Annotated in this window: 15 protein-coding genes; 9 read left to right on the top strand and 6 right to left on the bottom strand. The window is 67.8% G+C overall.

The features are described 5' to 3' along the window. The first annotated feature begins 275 nt into the window (after positions 1–275). Together clpG and ACM0M4_RS02520 are read left to right on the top strand one after the other, a co-directional pair. Positions 276–3,074, top strand: coding sequence for an AAA family protein disaggregase ClpG (gene clpG, locus ACM0M4_RS02515; protein WP_003117917.1), 2,799 nt, complete (start codon positions 276–278; stop codon positions 3,072–3,074). 101 nt (positions 3,075–3,175) lie between these two features. Further along, a complete protein-coding gene (locus ACM0M4_RS02520) occupies positions 3,176–3,754 on the top strand; it encodes a DUF2780 domain-containing protein (RefSeq protein ID WP_003084725.1) in 579 nt (192 codons plus the stop codon). Positions 3,755–4,027: 273 nt separating this feature from the next. Here the strand turns inward: ACM0M4_RS02520 and ACM0M4_RS02525 are convergent, their stop codons facing one another. After that, the gene (locus ACM0M4_RS02525) at positions 4,028–4,915 is read right to left on the bottom strand and encodes an acyltransferase (protein WP_003099939.1); all 888 of its coding nucleotides are present in this window, start codon (positions 4,913–4,915) and stop codon (positions 4,028–4,030) included. Between the two features lie 142 nt (positions 4,916–5,057). Between ACM0M4_RS02525 and ACM0M4_RS02530 the strand changes: the two genes are divergently transcribed. The 6 genes from ACM0M4_RS02530 (at position 5,058) to ACM0M4_RS02555 (ending at position 9,759) form a co-directional block, all read left to right on the top strand. After that, on the top strand, positions 5,058–5,567 hold the full coding sequence (locus tag ACM0M4_RS02530) for an ATP-dependent zinc protease (protein ID WP_003084733.1): 510 nt from the start codon (positions 5,058–5,060) through the stop codon (positions 5,565–5,567). Positions 5,568–5,651: 84 nt separating this feature from the next. Next, positions 5,652–6,341, top strand: coding sequence for a two-component system response regulator CreB (gene creB / locus ACM0M4_RS02535; protein WP_003084734.1), 690 nt, complete (start codon positions 5,652–5,654; stop codon positions 6,339–6,341). Next, positions 6,341–7,765 (top strand): two-component system sensor histidine kinase CreC, encoded by a 1,425-nt coding sequence (gene creC / locus ACM0M4_RS02540; RefSeq protein ID WP_003099942.1) that lies wholly within the window; start codon positions 6,341–6,343, stop codon positions 7,763–7,765. Before creB ends, creC begins: the two co-directional genes overlap by 1 nt. Positions 7,766–7,866: 101 nt before the next feature. Further along, on the top strand, positions 7,867–9,225 hold the full coding sequence (gene creD, locus ACM0M4_RS02545) for a cell envelope integrity protein CreD (protein WP_003099944.1): 1,359 nt from the start codon (positions 7,867–7,869) through the stop codon (positions 9,223–9,225). A 49-nt stretch (positions 9,226–9,274) separates the two neighbouring features. Continuing rightward, positions 9,275–9,577 (top strand): hypothetical protein, encoded by a 303-nt coding sequence (locus ACM0M4_RS02550; RefSeq protein WP_003084737.1) that lies wholly within the window; start codon positions 9,275–9,277, stop codon positions 9,575–9,577. Next, positions 9,574–9,759 carry a hypothetical protein gene (locus tag ACM0M4_RS02555; RefSeq protein ID WP_003084739.1) on the top strand — a complete coding sequence of 62 codons (186 nt, stop codon included), beginning with the start codon at positions 9,574–9,576 and terminating at the stop codon, positions 9,757–9,759. The genes ACM0M4_RS02550 and ACM0M4_RS02555 overlap by 4 nt, the downstream gene beginning before the upstream one ends. Here ACM0M4_RS02555 and ACM0M4_RS02560 read toward each other — a convergent pair. Then, on the bottom strand, positions 9,722–10,342 hold the full coding sequence (locus tag ACM0M4_RS02560; protein ID WP_003099945.1) for a glutathione S-transferase: 621 nt from the start codon (positions 10,340–10,342) through the stop codon (positions 9,722–9,724). The two genes, ACM0M4_RS02555 and ACM0M4_RS02560, sit on opposite strands and share 38 nt — an antisense overlap. 18 nt (positions 10,343–10,360) lie before the next feature. Further along, on the bottom strand, positions 10,361–11,311 hold the full coding sequence (locus ACM0M4_RS02565) for a Vgb family protein (protein WP_221345479.1): 951 nt from the start codon (positions 11,309–11,311) through the stop codon (positions 10,361–10,363). An 85-nt stretch (positions 11,312–11,396) separates the two neighbouring features. On the opposite strand from ACM0M4_RS02565, the gene ACM0M4_RS02570 reads away from it, so the two are divergent. Further along, positions 11,397–12,254, top strand: coding sequence for a PP2C family serine/threonine-protein phosphatase (locus tag ACM0M4_RS02570; protein ID WP_003099950.1), 858 nt, complete (start codon positions 11,397–11,399; stop codon positions 12,252–12,254). A 172-nt stretch (positions 12,255–12,426) separates the two neighbouring features. Here ACM0M4_RS02570 and fiuA read toward each other — a convergent pair whose 3' ends face one another. The 3 genes from fiuA to ACM0M4_RS02585 form a co-directional block, all read right to left on the bottom strand. Beyond that, positions 12,427–14,820, bottom strand: coding sequence for a TonB-dependent ferrichrome receptor FiuA (gene fiuA, locus ACM0M4_RS02575; protein WP_003105239.1), 2,394 nt, complete (start codon positions 14,818–14,820; stop codon positions 12,427–12,429). 103 nt (positions 14,821–14,923) lie between these two features. After that, entirely contained in the window at positions 14,924–15,895 is a 972-nt protein-coding gene (locus ACM0M4_RS02580; protein ID WP_003105235.1) for a FecR domain-containing protein, read from the bottom strand. Beyond that, on the bottom strand, positions 15,892–16,410 hold the full coding sequence (locus tag ACM0M4_RS02585) for an RNA polymerase sigma factor (RefSeq protein WP_003084762.1): 519 nt from the start codon (positions 16,408–16,410) through the stop codon (positions 15,892–15,894). Before ACM0M4_RS02585 ends, ACM0M4_RS02580 begins: the two co-directional genes overlap by 4 nt. Positions 16,411–16,493 lie beyond the last annotated feature (83 nt).

Genomic DNA, 16,493 nt, shown 5'->3' on the forward strand with positions numbered 1-16,493 from the left:
GCGGAAGTCGCGGCCAGAGAGGTCGCCTTTCATTGTCCTGGGTCAAGCCGAAGCGCTGGCGCTCGCCGGCTGCTGTGCTAGTACTCAAGAGTCACCCCGTCAGTGGCTGCGGATGCGACGTCGGCGCTTCGTCATCGCACGGACATGTCCCGCGTTGCATGCTCGACGGCGCGTGCTTCACCGCCTTGTCGCGATGTTCTCCACGCAGCGCTCGGCGACCCCGGTCGCCGCTGCCGTCGCCGAAGCCCACCTTCCGTGGAAACAGGAGTCCTCCCATGGCCCAGGAACTTTGCGCTATCTGCCACGAACGTCCCGCCGTCGCCCGCGTCAGCCTGGTACAGAACGGCCAGCGCCGCGAACTCGCCCTCTGCGAACTGCACTACCGCCAGTTGATGCGCCAGCAGCGCATGCGCTCGCCGCTGGAGTCGCTGTTCGGCGGCGGCAGCCCGTTCGACGAGATCTTCTCCGGCTTCGGCGAGCAGAGCCCGGTCACCCCGGTGCGCGCCCGCGAGCCGGAGGCGGTGGACATCGCCGAGTACTTCAGCAAGCAGACCACCGAGTACCTGCAACGCGCCGCGCAGGTCGCCGCCGAATTCGGCAAGCGCGAAGTGGACACCGAGCACCTGCTCTACGCCCTGGCCGACGCCGACGTGGTGCAGGCGGTGCTCAAGCAGTTCGGCCTGTCGCCGGCCGACCTCAAGCAGTACATCGAGGCCAACGCCGTGCGCGGCGCCAGCAAGGGCGAGGCGAGCGAGGACATGACCATCTCGCCGCGGGTGAAGAGCGCCTTGCAGCATGCCTTCGCCCTGTCCCGCGAACTCGGCCACAGCTATGTCGGCCCCGAGCACCTGTTGCTCGGCCTGGCGGCGGTGCCGGACAGCTTCGCCGGGACGCTCCTGAAGAAGTACGGCCTGACCGAGCAGGCGCTACGGCAGAAAGCGGTCAAGGTGGTCGGCAAGGGCGCCGAGGACGGCCGCGTGGACGGCCCGAGCAACACTCCGCAACTGGACAAGTTCAGCCGCGACCTGACCCGGCTGGCCCGCGAAGGCAAGCTCGATCCGGTGATCGGCCGCTCGAAGGAAGTCGAGACCACCATCGAGGTTCTCGCCCGGCGCAAGAAGAACAACCCGGTGCTGATCGGCGAGCCCGGCGTCGGCAAGACCGCCATCGTCGAAGGCCTGGCCCAGCGCATGGTCCAGGGCGAGGTGCCGGAGGTGCTGCGCGACAAGCGCCTGGTCGAACTGAACATCAACGCCATGGTCGCCGGCGCCAAGTACCGCGGTGAGTTCGAGGAACGCCTCAAGCAGGTGATGGACGAACTGCAGGCGGCGCAGAGCGAGATCATCCTGTTCATCGACGAGGTGCACACCATCGTCGGTGCCGGCCAGGGCGGCGGCGAAGGCGGGCTGGACGTGGCCAACGTGCTGAAGCCGGCGATGGCGCGCGGCGAGATGAACCTGATCGGCGCCACCACCCTCAACGAGTACCAGAAGTACATCGAGAAGGACGCCGCGCTGGAGCGGCGCTTCCAGCCGGTGTTCGTCCCCGAGCCGACGGTGGAGCAGACCATCTCCATCCTCCGTGGCCTGCGCGACAAGCTCGAAGGCCACCACAAGGTGACCATCCGCGACGAGGCCTTCGTCGCCGCCGCCGAGCTGTCCGATCGCTACATCGGCAACCGCTTCCTGCCGGACAAGGCCATCGACCTGATCGACCAGGCCGCCGCCCGCGTGCGCATCGCCAGCACCTCGCGGCCGGCCGAGATCCAGGAACTGGAGGCCGAGCTGGCGCAGCTCAAGCGCGAGCAGGACTACGCCGCCAGCCGCAAGTGGTACGACGAGGCGAAGGTCTTCGAGAAACGCATCCAGGAACGCAAGGAACACCTCGAGCAGATCACCGAGCGCTGGCAGCAGACCCAGGGGTCGAAGACCGAGGAGGTGCGGGTCGAGGACATCGCCGAGATCATCTCCAGGCTCACCGGCATCCCGGTCACCGAACTGACCGCCGAGGAGCGCGAGAAGCTCCTGCAGATGGAAGAGCGCCTGCACCAGCGGGTGATCGGCCAGCAGGAAGCGATCACCGCGGTCAGCGACGCCGTGCGCCTGGCCCGCGCCGGGCTGCGCCAGGGCAGCCGGCCGATCGCCACCTTCCTGTTCCTCGGCCCGACCGGGGTGGGCAAGACCGAGCTGGCCAAGGCCCTGGCCGAGGTGGTGTTCGGCGACGAAGACGCGATGATCCGCATCGACATGAGCGAATACATGGAGCGCCACGCGGTGTCCCGGCTGATCGGTGCGCCGCCGGGCTACGTCGGCTACGACGAGGGCGGCCAGCTCACCGAGCGGGTGCGCCGGCGGCCTTACAGCGTGATCCTGCTCGACGAGATCGAGAAGGCCCACGCCGACGTCAACAACATCCTCCTGCAGGTGTTCGACGACGGCCGCCTGACCGACGGCAAGGGGCGCGTGGTGGACTTCACCAATACCATCATCATCGCCACCAGCAACCTAGGCTCCGAGCTGATCATGAAGAACGCCCAGGCCGGCGAGTTCGCCCAGCCGCCGGAGAAGCTCAAGCGCGAACTGATGACTACCCTGCGCGGACATTTCCGCCCGGAATTCCTCAACCGCCTCGACGAGGTGATCGTCTTCGAGTCGCTGAGCAAGGCGCAGATCGAGGACATCGTGCGCCTGCAACTGGAGCGGGTGAAGCGCGCCGCGCACGCTCAGGACATCTACCTGCACATCGACGACAGCCTGGTCGGCCACCTCGCCGAAGAGGCCTACCAGCCGGAGTTCGGCGCCCGCGAGCTGAAGCGGCAGATCCGCCAGCAACTGGAGACGCGCCTGGCCACGGCGATGCTCAAGGGCGAGGTGAAAGAGGGCGAGACGGTCACCTTCTTCTACGACGCCAAGGACGGCGTCGGCTACCGCAAGGGCGCCGCGCCGAAGCCGGCGGCACGCAAGAAATCCGGCGCCGGCGAGACGCCCAAGGGCCGCGCGACGGCGGCGAGGAAGCCGGCGGCGAAGAAAGGCGCCGCCGCCAAGGGCAAGGCCGACAAGCCGAAGGCCAAGTGACCCGACCAAGGTTGGGGAACAAGGCACCGGCCGGTCGGTCGAAATCTCACCCCGGCCTGCGAATGCGGCCGGGGCGTTCGATATCTCATGAGGAATTGCCGATGCGCGTCACCACCCACGCTACCCTGGCCGCGGCCCTGCTGCTCAGCGCCGCCTCCGCGTTCGCCTTCAATCTCGGGGATGCCGCCAAGGCGGTCGCCGGGGCGTCCCAGGGCGACTCCGCCCAGGTAGCCACCACCCCGCAGACCAGCGGTCTGCTCGGCGCACTCACCGGTCAGCTCGGGGTCAGCCAGGAGCAGGCGGTCGGCGGTACCGGCGCCCTGCTCGGCCTGGCCAAGAACCAGTTGGCCGGCAACGATTACTCGCAACTGGTGAAGACCATCCCGGGCCTCGACAAGCTGGCCGGCAACAACGCCCTGGCCGGTCTCGGCGGGCTCGGCAACGTGCTCGGCAAGAGCGGCGGCGACAGCAAGGGCCTCGGTTCGCTGCTCGGCAATGCGGACAGCATGGGCGACGTGAACAAGGCCTTCGGCACCCTGGGCATGGATAGCGGGATGACCGAGAAGTTCGCCCAGGTGCTGGTCGACTACTTCGGCAAGCAGGGCGCCAACAGCGAGCTGCTGGGCAGCCTGAGCAATCTCTGGGGAGTGAGCAAGGCGGGCGGCTCGTCGCTGCTCTGATCTGCCGCCAGCGGATCGGCGGATAACCGCGCTGCGGTTATTCGCCCTACGAAGTGGGTGCGGCGCCCGGATATTCGTTGCCCGCACCGGTAGGGCGAATAACGCCCCCGGCGTTATCCGCCGCCGCTCCGTGGAAACGGCGGATAACCGCGTTGCGGTTATTCGCCCTACGAGGTGGGTGCGACCCCCGGGTATTCGTTGCCCGCTCCGGTAGGGCGAATAACGCCCCCGGCGTTATCCGCCCTACGAGATGGGTGTGCTTCGGCCGGTACTTCAGCGCAGTTGCCGCAAGCGGGCGATGCGTTCGTCCTTTTCTTCCCACATGCGCGAGACCCATTCCTGCACGTACTGGCGGAACACCGGGTCGTTCTCGTAGTCGCCCTGCCACAGGGCGGGATCGATCGGGCGGGTCTGGATGTCGACGATCACCTTCGGCACCCGTCCGCAGAGCAGGTCCCAGAATCCCGGCACCTTGTCGCTCGGGTAGACCACGGTGACGTCGAGCAGGGCGTCCAGTTGCTCGCCCAGCGCGGCGAGGACGAAGGCCACCCCGCCGGCCTTGGGCTTGAGCAGGTGGCGATAGGGCGACTGTTGCCGGGCCTTCTTCTGCTCGCTGAAACGCGTGCCTTCCAGGTAGTTCACCACGGTCACCGGGATGCGCTTGAACTTCTCGCAGGCGGCCTTGGTGATCTCCAGGTCCTTGCCCTTGAGTTCCGGGTGCTTCTCCAGGAAGGCCTTGGAATAGCGCTTCATGAACGGATACTCCAGCGCCCACCAGGCCAGGCCGAGGAAGGGCACCCAGATCAGCTCCTTCTTGAGGAAGAACTTGAAGTACGGGGTGCGCCGGTTGAACACCTGGATCAACGCGGGGATGTCGACCCAGGACTGGTGGTTGCTCACCACCAGGTACGAGGTGTCCTGGCGCAGGTCGCCGGCGCCGCGCACGTCCCAGACCGTCGGCGTGCAGGTGGCGAAGATCCACTTGTCGATCTCCGCCCAGGTCTCGGCGATCCACATCACGCCCCTGGAGCAGAGGTCCTTCAGGCGCTGGCCGGGGAGCACCAGCTTGAGCAGTGCGATCAGCATCATCGGGCCGATCAGGATCAGCGTGTTGAGAAGCAGCAGAAGGCTGCTGGTCAGGCCGGTCAACAGTTCCCGCATGGTTGGTTTCCCTGTCCTGGGTGTGGGTCGACGCGGCCCATCATACGCATCCGCGCCGCGCCGCCCAAGCCGCCGGCGTGGCGAACGAAACCGCGCCGTGCTAGTCCTATGTGGACCTCGTATCACTTCAGGAGATGCCCGCGTGAAGCGTGCCCTTGCCTTGCTCTCGCTGTTCGCCCTGCCGGTCCTCGCCGCCGAACCCAACCTCTACGGCCGCTACGAATGGGTCTCCCTGCCGGAGCTGGACCGCACCCTGCAGGCGAAGATGGACACCGGCGCCTACACCTCCTCGCTGTCGGCCAAGGACATCGAGTTGTTCCAGCGCGACGGCGAGGAGTGGGTGCGCTTCCGGCTGGCCACCAAGGAGGCCGACGGCTCTGTGTTCGAGCACAAGCTGGCGCGCATCGGCAAGATCAAGAACCGCGCCGACAACCGCAACGGCGAGGACGAGGATGAGGACCGCCTGAGCGAACGCCCGGTGATCGACCTGCAGGTCTGCCTGGGCGGAGCGATGAAGACCATCGAGGTCAACCTCACCGACCGCAGCGCCTTCAACTATCCGTTCCTGATGGGCACCAAGGGCTTGCGCAAATTCCACGTCGCGGTCGATCCCTCCGAGCGCTTCGTCGCCGACAAGCCCACCTGCAAGTAAGCGTCCTACGCCACCGGCGGCGCGATTGACGCGCGCGCCGGCTTGCGGCACCGTTCCGGCATTCCCGTCAGCCGCCGTCACGCCATGCCGCATATCCTGATCGTCGAAGATGAAGCCGCGATTGCCGACACCCTGCTCTACGCCCTGCAGGCCGAAGGCTTCGCCACCACCTGGGTGACCCTCGCCGGCGAGGCGCTGGCGTTGCAGGAGCGCCAGCCGGCGGATCTGCTGATCCTCGACGTCGGTCTGCCGGACATCAGCGGTTTCGAGGCCTGCAAGCGCCTGCGGCGGTTCTCCGAGGTGCCGGTGATCTTCCTCACCGCGCGCGATGCCGAGATCGACCGCGTGGTCGGCCTGGAGATCGGCGCCGACGACTACGTGGTCAAGCCGTTCAGCCCGCGCGAGGTGGCGGCTCGGGTCAAGGCCATCCTCAAGCGCATGGCGCCGCGCCCGGCGGCGCTGGAAGGGGCCGCGCCGAGCGGGCCGTTCCAGGTCGACGAGGAGCGCGTGCGGATCCACTACCGCGACACCCCGCTCAACCTCACCCGCCACGAGTTCCGCCTGTTGCAGACGCTGCTCGGGCAGCCCGAGCGGGTATTCAGCCGCGAGCAGTTGCTCGACGCCCTCGGCGTCGCCAGCGAGGCCGGCTACGAGCGCAACATCGACAGCCACATCAAGAGTCTGCGCGCCAAGCTGCGCCAGGTGAACGAACGCGGCGAAGCGATCCAGACCCATCGCGGCCTGGGCTACAGCTACAGCCCGGACCACGCCTGATGCCGCTCGGCGTTCGGATCTTCCTGGTCTACTTCCTGTTCGTCGGTCTCACCGGCTACTTCGTGCTGAGCACGGTGATGGACGAAGTGCGCCCCGGCGTGCGCCAGTCCACCGAGGAAACCCTGGTGGACACCGCCAACCTGCTCGCCGAGATCCTCCGCCAGGACGTGAAGAACGGCACCCTGGCACAGAGCGACCTGCCGGAGATGCTCGAGGACTACGGCAAGCGGGTGCCGCAGGCGGATATCTGGGGCTTGCGCAAGGAGGCGGTGAACCACCGCATCTACGTCACCGACGCCAGCGGCAAGGTGCTGCTGGACTCCGCCGGGGTGGCCGTCGGCCAGGACTATTCGCGCTGGAACGACGTCTACCTGACTCTCCGGGGCCAGTACGGCGCGCGCTCCAGCCGCGAAGACCCGGACGACCCGGATTCCTCGGTGATGTACGTGGCGGCGCCGATCAAGGATGCCGGGAAGATCATCGGGGTGGTTTCGGTGGCCAAGCCGAACAGCAGCCTGCAACCCTACATCGACCGCTCGCAGCGGCGCCTGGCCTGGCTCGGTGCCGGGCTGATCGCCCTCGGGCTGCTGGTCGGCGGCCTGCTCTCCTGGTGGCTCAGCGGCGCGCTGCGGCGCCTCACCCAGTACGCACAGGCGGTCAGCGAGGGGCGCCGCGCCGAGCTGCCGCGCTATCGCGGCGGCGAGATGGCGCAACTGGCCGACGCGGTGGAACGCATGCGCACGCAACTGGAAGGCAAGGACTACGTCGAGCGCTACGTGCATACCCTGACCCACGAACTGAAGAGCCCATTGGCGGCGATCCGTGGCGCCGCCGAGTTGCTCGACGGCGAGATGCCGGCCGAGCAGCGGGCGCGCTTCGTCGGCAACATCGCCGGCGAGAGCGAGCGCCTGCAACAACTGATCGAGCGCCTGCTGAGCCTGGCCCAGGTGGAGCAGCGGCAAGGCCTGGAGGAGGTCGGCAAGGTCGACCTGCGGGAGATCGCCGCGTCCCTGCTGGAAGGCCAGGCGGCGCGTATCCAGCGCCAGCGATTGCGGGTGGAGAACCGCCTGGAAGGTCCCTGCGAGGTTCGCGGCGAGCAGTTCCTGCTGCGCCAGGCGCTGGCCAACCTGCTCGACAACGCCCTCGACTTCACCCCGCCCGGCGGCATCCTTCGCCTGCTCGCCGAGGCCGACGGCGAGGGTATCGCCTTGCGCCTGTTCAACCAGGGGCCGGCGATTCCCGACTACGCCCTGGCGCGCCTCACCGAACGCTTCTACTCGCTGCCGCGCCCGGCCAGCGGGCGCAAGAGCACCGGGCTGGGACTGAACTTCGTCGCCGAGGTGGCGCAACTGCATGGCGGCCGGTTGCTGGTCGGCAACCGCGACGACGGCGTCGAGGCGCTGCTCTGGCTGCCGCGCGGCTGAGGCGTCTCCACGGAAACTCCATCGACTCTCCACACGGCGACCCGAAGCCCGCCATCGCGGCGCCGCAGACTTTCCGCCATCACCCCGACGGAGAGTCCCCCATGAACCGCACGCTGGCCTACAAGCTCGGCGCCATCGCCCTACTCATCCTGCTATTGCTGATTCCCCTGTTGATGATCGACGGCCTGATCCGCGATCGCCAGGAGGTTCGTGACGGCGTGCTGCAGGATATCGCCCGCAGCTCCAGCTACAGCCAGCGCCTCACCGGCCCGCTGCTGGTGGTGCCGTACCGCAGGACGGTGCGCGAGTGGGTCACCGAGGAGAAGACCGAGAAGCGCGTGTTGCAGGAGCGCGAGCAGCGCGGCGAGCTGTACTTCCTGCCCGACCGCTTCGCCCTCGACGGGCAGATGCGCACCGAGCTGCGCTACCGCGGCATCTACCAGGCGCGCCTGTACCACGTCGACAACAAGGTTGCCGGCTACTTCCAGGTGCCTGCGCACTATGGCATCGAAGAAGACCTGGAGGACTACCAGTTCGAAACGCCGTTCCTGGCGATGGGCATCAGCGACATCCGCGGCATCGAGAATGCCCTGCGCCTGTCCCTCAACGGTGCCAGCGTCGACTTCGAGCCGGGTAGCCGGGTCGGCCTGCTCGGCAGCGGTGTGCACGCACCGCTGCAAGGCGTCGACGGGCGCCAGGCGCAGCGCCTGGAGTACGCCTTCGACCTGTCGTTGCTCGGCAGCGAGCGGCTGGACATCGTGCCGGTGGGCCGCGACAGCCAGGTCATCCTGAAGGCCGACTGGCCGCACCCGAGCTTCGGCGGCGAGTTCCTGCCCAGCGAGCGGGAGATCACCGCCCAGGGCTTCACCGCGCGCTGGCAGACCAGCTTCTTCGCCACCAACATGGAAGAGGCGCTGCGCAGTTGCGTGGAGGAGCAGCGTTGCGACGGCTTCCAGGCGCGCGCCTTCGGCGTCGGCCTGGTCGATCCGGTGGACCAGTACCTGAAGGCCGACCGCGCGATCAAGTACGCGCTGCTGTTCATCACCCTGACCTTCGCCGGCTTCTTCCTCTTCGAGGTGCTCAAGCGCCTGGCGGTACACCCGGTCCAGTACGCGCTGGTCGGCCTGGCGCTGGCGTTCTTCTACCTGCTGCTGCTGTCGCTGGCCGAGCACGTCGGCTTCGAGCTGGCCTACCTGGTCTCCGCCGGAGCCTGCGTCGGCCTGATCGGCTTCTACCTGTGCTTCGTCCTGCGCAGCGTGGCCCGAGGGCTGGGCTTCAGCGCCGGCCTGGCAGGGCTGTACGGCCTGCTCTACGGCTTGCTGAGCGCGGAGGACTACGCCTTGCTGATGGGCTCGCTGCTGCTGTTCGCGGTGCTTGCCGCGGTGATGGTGCTGACCCGCCGCCTGGACTGGTACGGGGTCGGCCGCAAGGACTTCCCGGCGGTACCCGCCAGGGCCTGACGACGAAGGCGGCGGCGCCGGCCGCCGCCGATTTCCAAGGAGGAAAAGCATGCGCCTGTTCTTCGAGTTCACCCTCTGTGCCGCCCTCGGCCTGCTGGTCAGCGGCGTGATCCTGATCTTTCTGCTGTTCTTCGGCAAGTTCGGCCTGATCGAGTACTGGATCGCCAGCGGCAAGCCCCTGGCCCACGCCATGCTGGTACTGATGCCGGACGGATTCTGGGAAGGCCTCAGCGGCATCGAGGGCGCCGCCGGCAATCCGCACGTGCGCTCCTTCCTGGAGCTTTGCATGGGGCTCGGACAGAGCGCGCTGTTGCTGGGCCTGCTGCTGTTCCGCCTGGTGTGCTGGAAATGAATGGCTATGTCGGCCTGCGCGACGACCGTCGCGACGGCGAGCGCCTGGCGGCGCGGATCGGCCTGCTGTTCCCCGGCCCCTCGGCGGCCTGGCTGCAACGCGCCGAGCGCCTGCGGCGGCAGCAGGCGTCGGCGGGCCTCGGGGTCAGACGCGGGTGGCCTGCATCGACGGGCGCTGGCTGACTTCGGCGAACCAGGCGGCGAGTCGCGGGTAGCGGCCGCGCCAGTCCCACTCCGGCTGGCGCAGGTCGAGATAGCCCAGGGCGCAGGCGACGCCGATGGCGGCGATGTCGAAGCGCGCCTGCAGTTCGGCGATGCAGTCGCCCTCCAGCCACGCCAGGGACCGCCCGATCTTTTCCCGCTGTGCTTCGAGCCAGGTGTCCCAGCGCTTCTCCTCGGGGCGGACGAAGGTTTCGTAGCGGGACAGCACCGCGGCGTCGAGGACGGCGTCCGCCAGCGAGGCGATGGTCAGGCGTCGCCAGCGGGCGCTGCCTTCGCGGGGGATCAGCGGTTCGCCGACGTGCTGCTGGTCGAAGTAGTCGCAGATCACCCGGCTGTCGTGCAGCACCTGGCCGTCCGGCAGGCGCAGGGCGGGAATCTTGCCGGCCGGGTTGCTGGCGTTGAGCTGCCGGATGGGCGCGACCGGCGTCGGCGTGACTTCCTCGAGCGCCACGCGCTCGCGTTGGCCGGTTTCGTGGAGCAGGACCAGGACCTTGCGCACGAAGGGCGAGGCGGCGGCGTAGAACAGCGTATGGGTAGCGCTCATGCGGGCTCCTTGGAAGGATCAGTCGCGGACGACGCGCAGACGATCGGCGGCAGGCTCGGCGCTCCAGGTTTCTCCGGGGCGACCGCCGAGCAGGGCGTTGCCGGGCGCCGGCCGGTCGCTGGGCAGGACGCGGAATGTCGCCTGCTCACTGTCGAAACGCAAGAGCGCCCCGCTGGCGGCGTCGTGCAGCCAGACACGGTCCATGGCGTCGACCCGCAGGCTGTCCGGGCGGGCCTGGCTGTCCGGCAGCGGCCAGCTCTGCCACGAGGCATCGCTGGGATCGTAGCGGTACAGCCGGGCGCCACCGCTGTCGCTGGCCCAGAGCCTGCCGATGGAGTCGGCGCCGATCCCGCGCAAGGCCTTCGTGCCTTCAGGCGCGGGCAACCGCTCGGCGCTGCCGTCGAGCGGATCGACATGCACCAGCGCGTCGTCCTGCGCGTACCAGACCTCGCCGTCCGGGGTGACGCAGATGCCGTTCGCCGCCTTGCCCTGGGGCGAGGGCCAGACCTCCACCAGGCGCCTGGCTGGGTCGAGGCGACCGTGGAAGCCGCGGCTGCCGGTGAACCAGAGGCGCCCGTCGTCGTCGAATACCGCGGACTCGAGCCCGGCCGGCGCGGCCTTGGCCGGTAGCGGGAAACGTTCGCTGCCCAGGCGCTCGCCGCCGATGCGAAGGATGGCGTTGAGGCCGCTGTCGAGCACCCAGGCGTTGCCGCTCTCGTCACTGACGATGGCTCGCGGCCGCGCGCCTTCGCCGAGCGGCACCTGCACGCTCTCGCCACTGGTCGGGTCGAGGCGCCCCAGCGAATGCCCGCCGTCCGCGCCGTACCAGACCGCACCCTGTGCACTGGGCGCGATCGCGTAGGGCGCGGAGCCCTTGTCCAGCGGGTAGTACTGTTCGCCGGCCAGGGCGGCGCCGGTCGACGACAGGGCCAGGAACAGGCCCAGCAGCGGGTAGGGCAGGTGACGCATACGGTTCTCCCGGAACGACGAGCGGAACGTGGAAAGGCTCTGTCTTGCTATTCTGGCAGCGCATTGAGCATAGGAGGAACTGCGAATGGCCACAGTGGAAATACTCGGGGCGGAATGCCGCGCGGGGGGCGCGGTGAACGACGATGCGCTGGGCTGCACGGCGCAGGCCGCCTGGGTGATCGACGGTGCCACCAGCATCGGTCGCAGCGTGCTGGGCGTGGAAAGCGACGCGCGCTGGCTGGCCCAGGCGGTGGACCGGCACCTGCGGTTGCTGCTGGAAGTCGAGCCCGAGCAATCCAGCGAGACCCTGCTGCGGCGCCTGCTCAACGATATCCAGGGCGACTTCCGCGCCCAGAGCGGCCGCGACTGGCACGACCTCGAAGACATGCCGGCGGCCTGCCTGAGCCTGCTGCGGATTCGCGGCGGAGAAATCGAACTGCTCAACATCGGCGACAGCCGGATCCTCGTCGAAGGCGCCGACGGCCAGGTACGCAGCTTCGGCGATTCGGCCCTACACGAACTGGATCGGCAATCCCTGGCGCATTTCTGCCGGATGCGCGAGGAACATCCGCAGTGGGATCACGCCGAACTGTTCAAGGCCAGCCGCCCGCGCGTGCGGCAGAACCGCCTGCTGATGAACAAGCCCGAGGGCTACTGGGCGCTGGACATCAGCGACCGCTGGCTCGGCCAGGTGCAGCGCGAGACCTTGCCGCTCGCCGCGTTGCGTTCCTTCGTGCTGATGACCGACGGCTTCGACCGGCTGGTCGAGCCTTTCCGCCGCTATACCGACGAACAGTTGCTGCGGCGCCTCGAGGACGTCGGAGTGAGCGCCATGCTCGACGAGTTGCGCGAGATCGAACAGGGCGACGACCAGGCCCTGGCTTTCCCGCGTTTCAAGATCCACGACGACGCCAGCGCGCTGTGGGGTCGGATCGCGGGGTGAACGATGATCTCCGGCGCCCGGAATGCAGGTCCTCCCCGATGCGCCGGCTACCGATATCCCGGCCCTCTCCCACAGGCGGGAGGAGGGCATCCGGTGCCCGGAAGGTACGTTCTGCGGTAGGGCGGATAACCGCGAAGCGGTTATCCGCCGTTGCGCACCTGTGACGCGTCGCTCACCACTTGTAGCTGACGCTGCCCACCACGCTGCGCTGGTCGCCGTAGTAGCAGTAGTAGCCGTCGCAGGACGCCAGGTAGTCCTTGTTGAACAGATTGTTGGCATTGACCGCCACGCTGACGCCTTTCAGGCTGCCGTTCAATTGGCCCAGGTCGTAGCGCACGGCGGCGTCGTACAGGGTGTACGAGCCGGCGTAGCCGTCGTAGGTGTTGGCCTGGTCGCCGTAGGTCGAGCCTACGTAGCGGGCGCCGGCACCCACGCTGAAACCGTTCAGCGTACCCTCGTGCCAGGTGTAGTCGGCCCATAGCGAGGCCTGGTTGCGCGGCGCCTGTTGCAGGCGGTTGCCTGCGTACTGGCCTTTTTTCACTTCGGTGTCGGCGTAGCTATAGGCGCCGATCATCTTCAGGTTGTCGGTGACGTTGCTGGTGGCTTCCAGTTCTATCCCGGAGACCTTCACTTCGCCCGTCTGCGAAGTGACCGGCGTGCCGCCTATGTTCTGCGACACGCTGACGTTCTCCTGGCGCAGGTCATAGACCGCGGCGGTGAACAGCGAGTCGGAGCCTACCGGCTGGTACTTCACGCCGATTTCCCATTGCTTGCCTTCGGTCGGCTTCAGCGAACTGGTGCTGTTCATATCGGCGCCAGTGGTGGGCTGGAACGACTCCGCATAGGAGATATAGGGCGCCACGCCATTGTCGAAGATGTAGCTGAGCGCCGCGTTGCCGCTGAACTTCTTGTCGCGGCTGGTATTGGTGGCGTCGCCCTTGTTGTAGAAGGTGGCGCCTGTGTGCACCCAGTCCTCGCGACCGCCGAGGGTCAGGCGCCAGTTGTCGAGGGCGATCTGGTCCTGGACGTAGAGGCCGGTCTGGTAGGTCTTCTGCTTGTAGTCGTAGAAGGCCGTCGAACGATCCGGTTTGACGATCGGCTGGCCGTAGATCGGGTTGATGACGTTGCTCGGCGGCGCGCTGCCAAAGATCGATGTGTATTGGTTGTCGGTGCGGTTGTGATCCAGGCCTAGCAGCAGGGTGTGGCGCAGGGCGCCTGTTTCGAAGTCGGCCTGGAAGTTGTTATCTACTACGAACTGACTGACGTCTTCATCCACCGAGGTGGTGCTGCGTTCCAGTGTGCCGTCGGCATGAGCTGTGCCCGCTGTAATCCCCTGGAACGACAGGTCGTTGCGCAGGTAGCGCAGGTTCTGGCGGAACTGCCAGACATCGTTGATCCGCCGCTCGAAGGCGTAGCCCAGCCAGTAGTAGGTGCGGTCGTAGTATTCCCAGTCCGGATCGCCGAGGTTCTTGTGATGGGAAACCTTGCCGAACGGCGCGTCGTACTTGGTTCCGCGTAGCGGCAGGAACTGGCTGGTGATGCCGGTATCGTCGCGGTTGAACTGGCCGAGGAAGGTCAGCCTGGTGTCGTCGTCGATGTTCCAGGTCAGGCTCGGGGCGATGTTGTAGCGCTTGTCGTCGATATGGTCGACCTGGGTGTTGCTGTCGCGCACCACGCCGGAGACGCGATAGAGAAAGCGTCCCTCGTCGTCGAGCGGGCCGGTGCTGTCGAAGCTGACCTGCTTGTGGTTGTAGTTGCCGACCTCGGCCTTCACCTCGTGACTGGCGACGTTCTGCGGACGCAGGCTGACCATGTCGAGCATGCCGCCCGGCGGGGTCTGGCCGTAGACCGAGGAGGCCGGGCCGCGGAGCAGGGCGACACGCTCCAGGTTCCAGGTTTCCAGTTTCGGGTTGTTGTAGACGCCGACCGCCATCGGCAGGCCGTCGAGGAACTGGGTCGGCTTGAAGCCGCGCACCTTCAACCAGTCGGAACGGGAGTCGCTGCCGAAACTGCTGGCGACGACGCCGGGCATGTAGCGCACCGCGTCGTCGAGGTTGTGCACGGCGCGGTCGGTCATCTGCTGGCGGGTCGCCACCGAGATCGAGCGCGGGGTCTCGAGGATCGGCGTATCGGTCTTGGTGCCGGTCATGCTGCGCTTGGCCACGTAGCCGCTGGTCGGCCCCAGTGGGTCTTCCTCGGCGCCGCTGACCGTCATCGCCTGCAGCGACAGGGTGTCTTCCGGCACCTTGCGCAGGCTGTAGGTGCCGCCGGCATTTTCCACCAGTTCCAGGCCGCTGCCCTTGAGCGCTTCGCGCAATGCGCCGGGCGCGTCGAAGCGACCTTGCACGGCGTGGGCGCTGCGTCCTTCGGCGAGCGCCGGATCCAGGGTGAGGACCAGGCCGGCCTGGGCCGCGATGCGGTTCAGGGTGCCTGCCAGCGGCCCGGCGGCGATGCGGTAGTCGCGCACGCTGGCCTGTTCGGCCGGGGCGGCGTGGAGGAACGGTGCGGGAACGGCGAGGGCGATGGCTAGGGCGAGCAGGCCGGGACGGAACGTCGGGCGGGGCATGTGCGGGGCTCCTGGATGGAAACGAGTCTCAATGCCTCCTTGCCGGACGAGTCGGAAAAAGTGATAGGGCCGGCGGGAAAAATTTTTCGCCGGCCCGTTCGGTTCAGCGTGGCACCACTTCGAACCACCAGGCGTTGTGCCTCACGCTGCGCACCGGCAGGCTCGGCTCCAAAGCCTGAAGGGCGAGGCGGGTGTCCTTCAGCGGGAAACTGCCGGTGACGCGCAGGTCGGCGATGCTCGGGTCGACCCGCAGCAGCGCCGGCGAATAGCGCCCCAGTTCCGCCACCAGGTCGGCCAGCCGGGCGTTCTCTACCACCAGCATGCCTTGTGCCCAGGCGCCGGCCAGGGCCGGGGCCGCTTCGCTGGCCTGCAGGCCTTGCGGCAGGATCAGCACCTGCTGGCCTTCCTTGATCACACGCTCTTCGCTGAGCGTTTCCGCGCGCGCGGCCACCGCCGACTGCAACACGGTGAGGCGCGTGCCGGGTTCCTCGCGGCGCACCAGGAAGCGCGTGCCGAGGGCGCGCATGTCACCATCGGCGCTGCTGACCACGAAGGGGCGCGGGTCGCCATGGGCGGTTTCCACCAGGATCTCGCCGGCCAGTAGTACGACCTGGCGGCGTTCGCCGTCGAAGCGGACGTCGATGGCGCTGCGGCTGTTCAGGCGCACATGAGTGGCATCCGGGAGGGTCAGCTCGCGCTGCTCGCCGGTGGCGCTGTAGGCATCGGCCAGCAGGTAGCGGACCGGGACGTAGCGGTTGGCCACGCCGAGCCCGACGCCTAGCGCCAGCACTAGCCCCAGGGCGCTGCCGCCGAGCCGGCGCAGGCGGCGCTTGAAGCGTGCGTTGCCGGACAGCAGGGCGTTGCGCGCCGGCCCGTTGGCGGCTCTCGCCAGGTGCCGGTCGAGGCCGCCGAGCTGTTCCCAGGCGCGTTCGTGTTCGGGATGCGCCGCGTACCAGCGGTGGAAGGCGCGGTGATCGTCGGGATGGGCTTCGCCGGAGTCGAGCAGCAATTGCCAGGCGATGGCTTCGTCGAGCACCCGCGCGCGTACCGGCGAATGACGATCGTCGGCGCTCACCGGGGCTCTCCGTAGAGGGCGATGTAGCACTGGCGCAGACCCTGGGCCAGGTATTGGCGCACGCGCGGCACCGAGACTCCGAGACGCTCGGCGATCTCCGCGTGGGGCATGCCGTCCAGGCGGCTATAGAGAAACGCGCTACGCGCCTTCAGCGACAGCGTGCCAAGCAGGCGATCGATCTCGCGGAGGTCCTCGAGAATCAGGTACTGCTCTTCGGCCGAAGGCTGCTCCGCTTCCGGAACCAGCGCCAGTTCGGCGAGATAGGCCTGCTCAAGGGCGGCGCGGCGGAAGTGGTCGATCATCAGACCGCGCGCCACCTTCGCCAGGAACGCGCGCGGTTCGCGCAGGCCGGGCAGCTCCGGGCGGCCGAGGAGGCGAACGAAGGTGTCCTGGCTGAGGTCTTCGGCGCGCTGGCGGCAGCCGAGGTTGCGGTTCAGCCAGGCAAGCAGCCAGCCGCGGTGGTCCCGGTACAGGCTACCCACGAATTCGCTGTTGCTGACGTCACCCGCCGACACGACCGCTCCCCATCCCGAAACGGGATTGAATGGAAAAACGAGAATTATTCGCAAATGATCGCAAAGTGCGACTATCCCTGCAA

The organism is Pseudomonas sp. 18-147 (assembly GCF_051048045.1).
In the GTDB taxonomy this organism is placed as follows: domain Bacteria; phylum Pseudomonadota; class Gammaproteobacteria; order Pseudomonadales; family Pseudomonadaceae; genus Pseudomonas; species Pseudomonas aeruginosa.

Excerpts from the sequence above, each read along its gene's own strand:
- ACM0M4_RS02550 (WP_003084737.1), top strand. The coding sequence starts at position 9,275 with ATGCGCCTGTTCTTCGAGTTCACCCTCTGTGCCGCCCTCGGCCTGCTG.
- clpG (WP_003117917.1), top strand. The coding sequence starts at position 276 with ATGGCCCAGGAACTTTGCGCTATCTGCCACGAACGTCCCGCCGTCGCC.
- fiuA (WP_003105239.1), bottom strand. The coding sequence starts at position 14,820 with ATGCCCCGCCCGACGTTCCGTCCCGGCCTGCTCGCCCTAGCCATCGCC.
- ACM0M4_RS02565 (WP_221345479.1), bottom strand. The coding sequence starts at position 11,311 with ATGCGTCACCTGCCCTACCCGCTGCTGGGCCTGTTCCTGGCCCTGTCG.
- ACM0M4_RS02525 (WP_003099939.1), bottom strand. The coding sequence starts at position 4,915 with ATGCGGGAACTGTTGACCGGCCTGACCAGCAGCCTTCTGCTGCTTCTC.
- ACM0M4_RS02570 (WP_003099950.1), top strand. The coding sequence starts at position 11,397 with ATGGCCACAGTGGAAATACTCGGGGCGGAATGCCGCGCGGGGGGCGCG.
- creC (WP_003099942.1), top strand. The coding sequence starts at position 6,341 with ATGCCGCTCGGCGTTCGGATCTTCCTGGTCTACTTCCTGTTCGTCGGT.
- creD (WP_003099944.1), top strand. The coding sequence starts at position 7,867 with ATGAACCGCACGCTGGCCTACAAGCTCGGCGCCATCGCCCTACTCATC.
- ACM0M4_RS02520 (WP_003084725.1), top strand. The coding sequence starts at position 3,176 with ATGCGCGTCACCACCCACGCTACCCTGGCCGCGGCCCTGCTGCTCAGC.
- ACM0M4_RS02555 (WP_003084739.1), top strand. The coding sequence starts at position 9,574 with ATGAATGGCTATGTCGGCCTGCGCGACGACCGTCGCGACGGCGAGCGC.
- creB (WP_003084734.1), top strand. The coding sequence starts at position 5,652 with ATGCCGCATATCCTGATCGTCGAAGATGAAGCCGCGATTGCCGACACC.
- ACM0M4_RS02560 (WP_003099945.1), bottom strand. The coding sequence starts at position 10,342 with ATGAGCGCTACCCATACGCTGTTCTACGCCGCCGCCTCGCCCTTCGTG.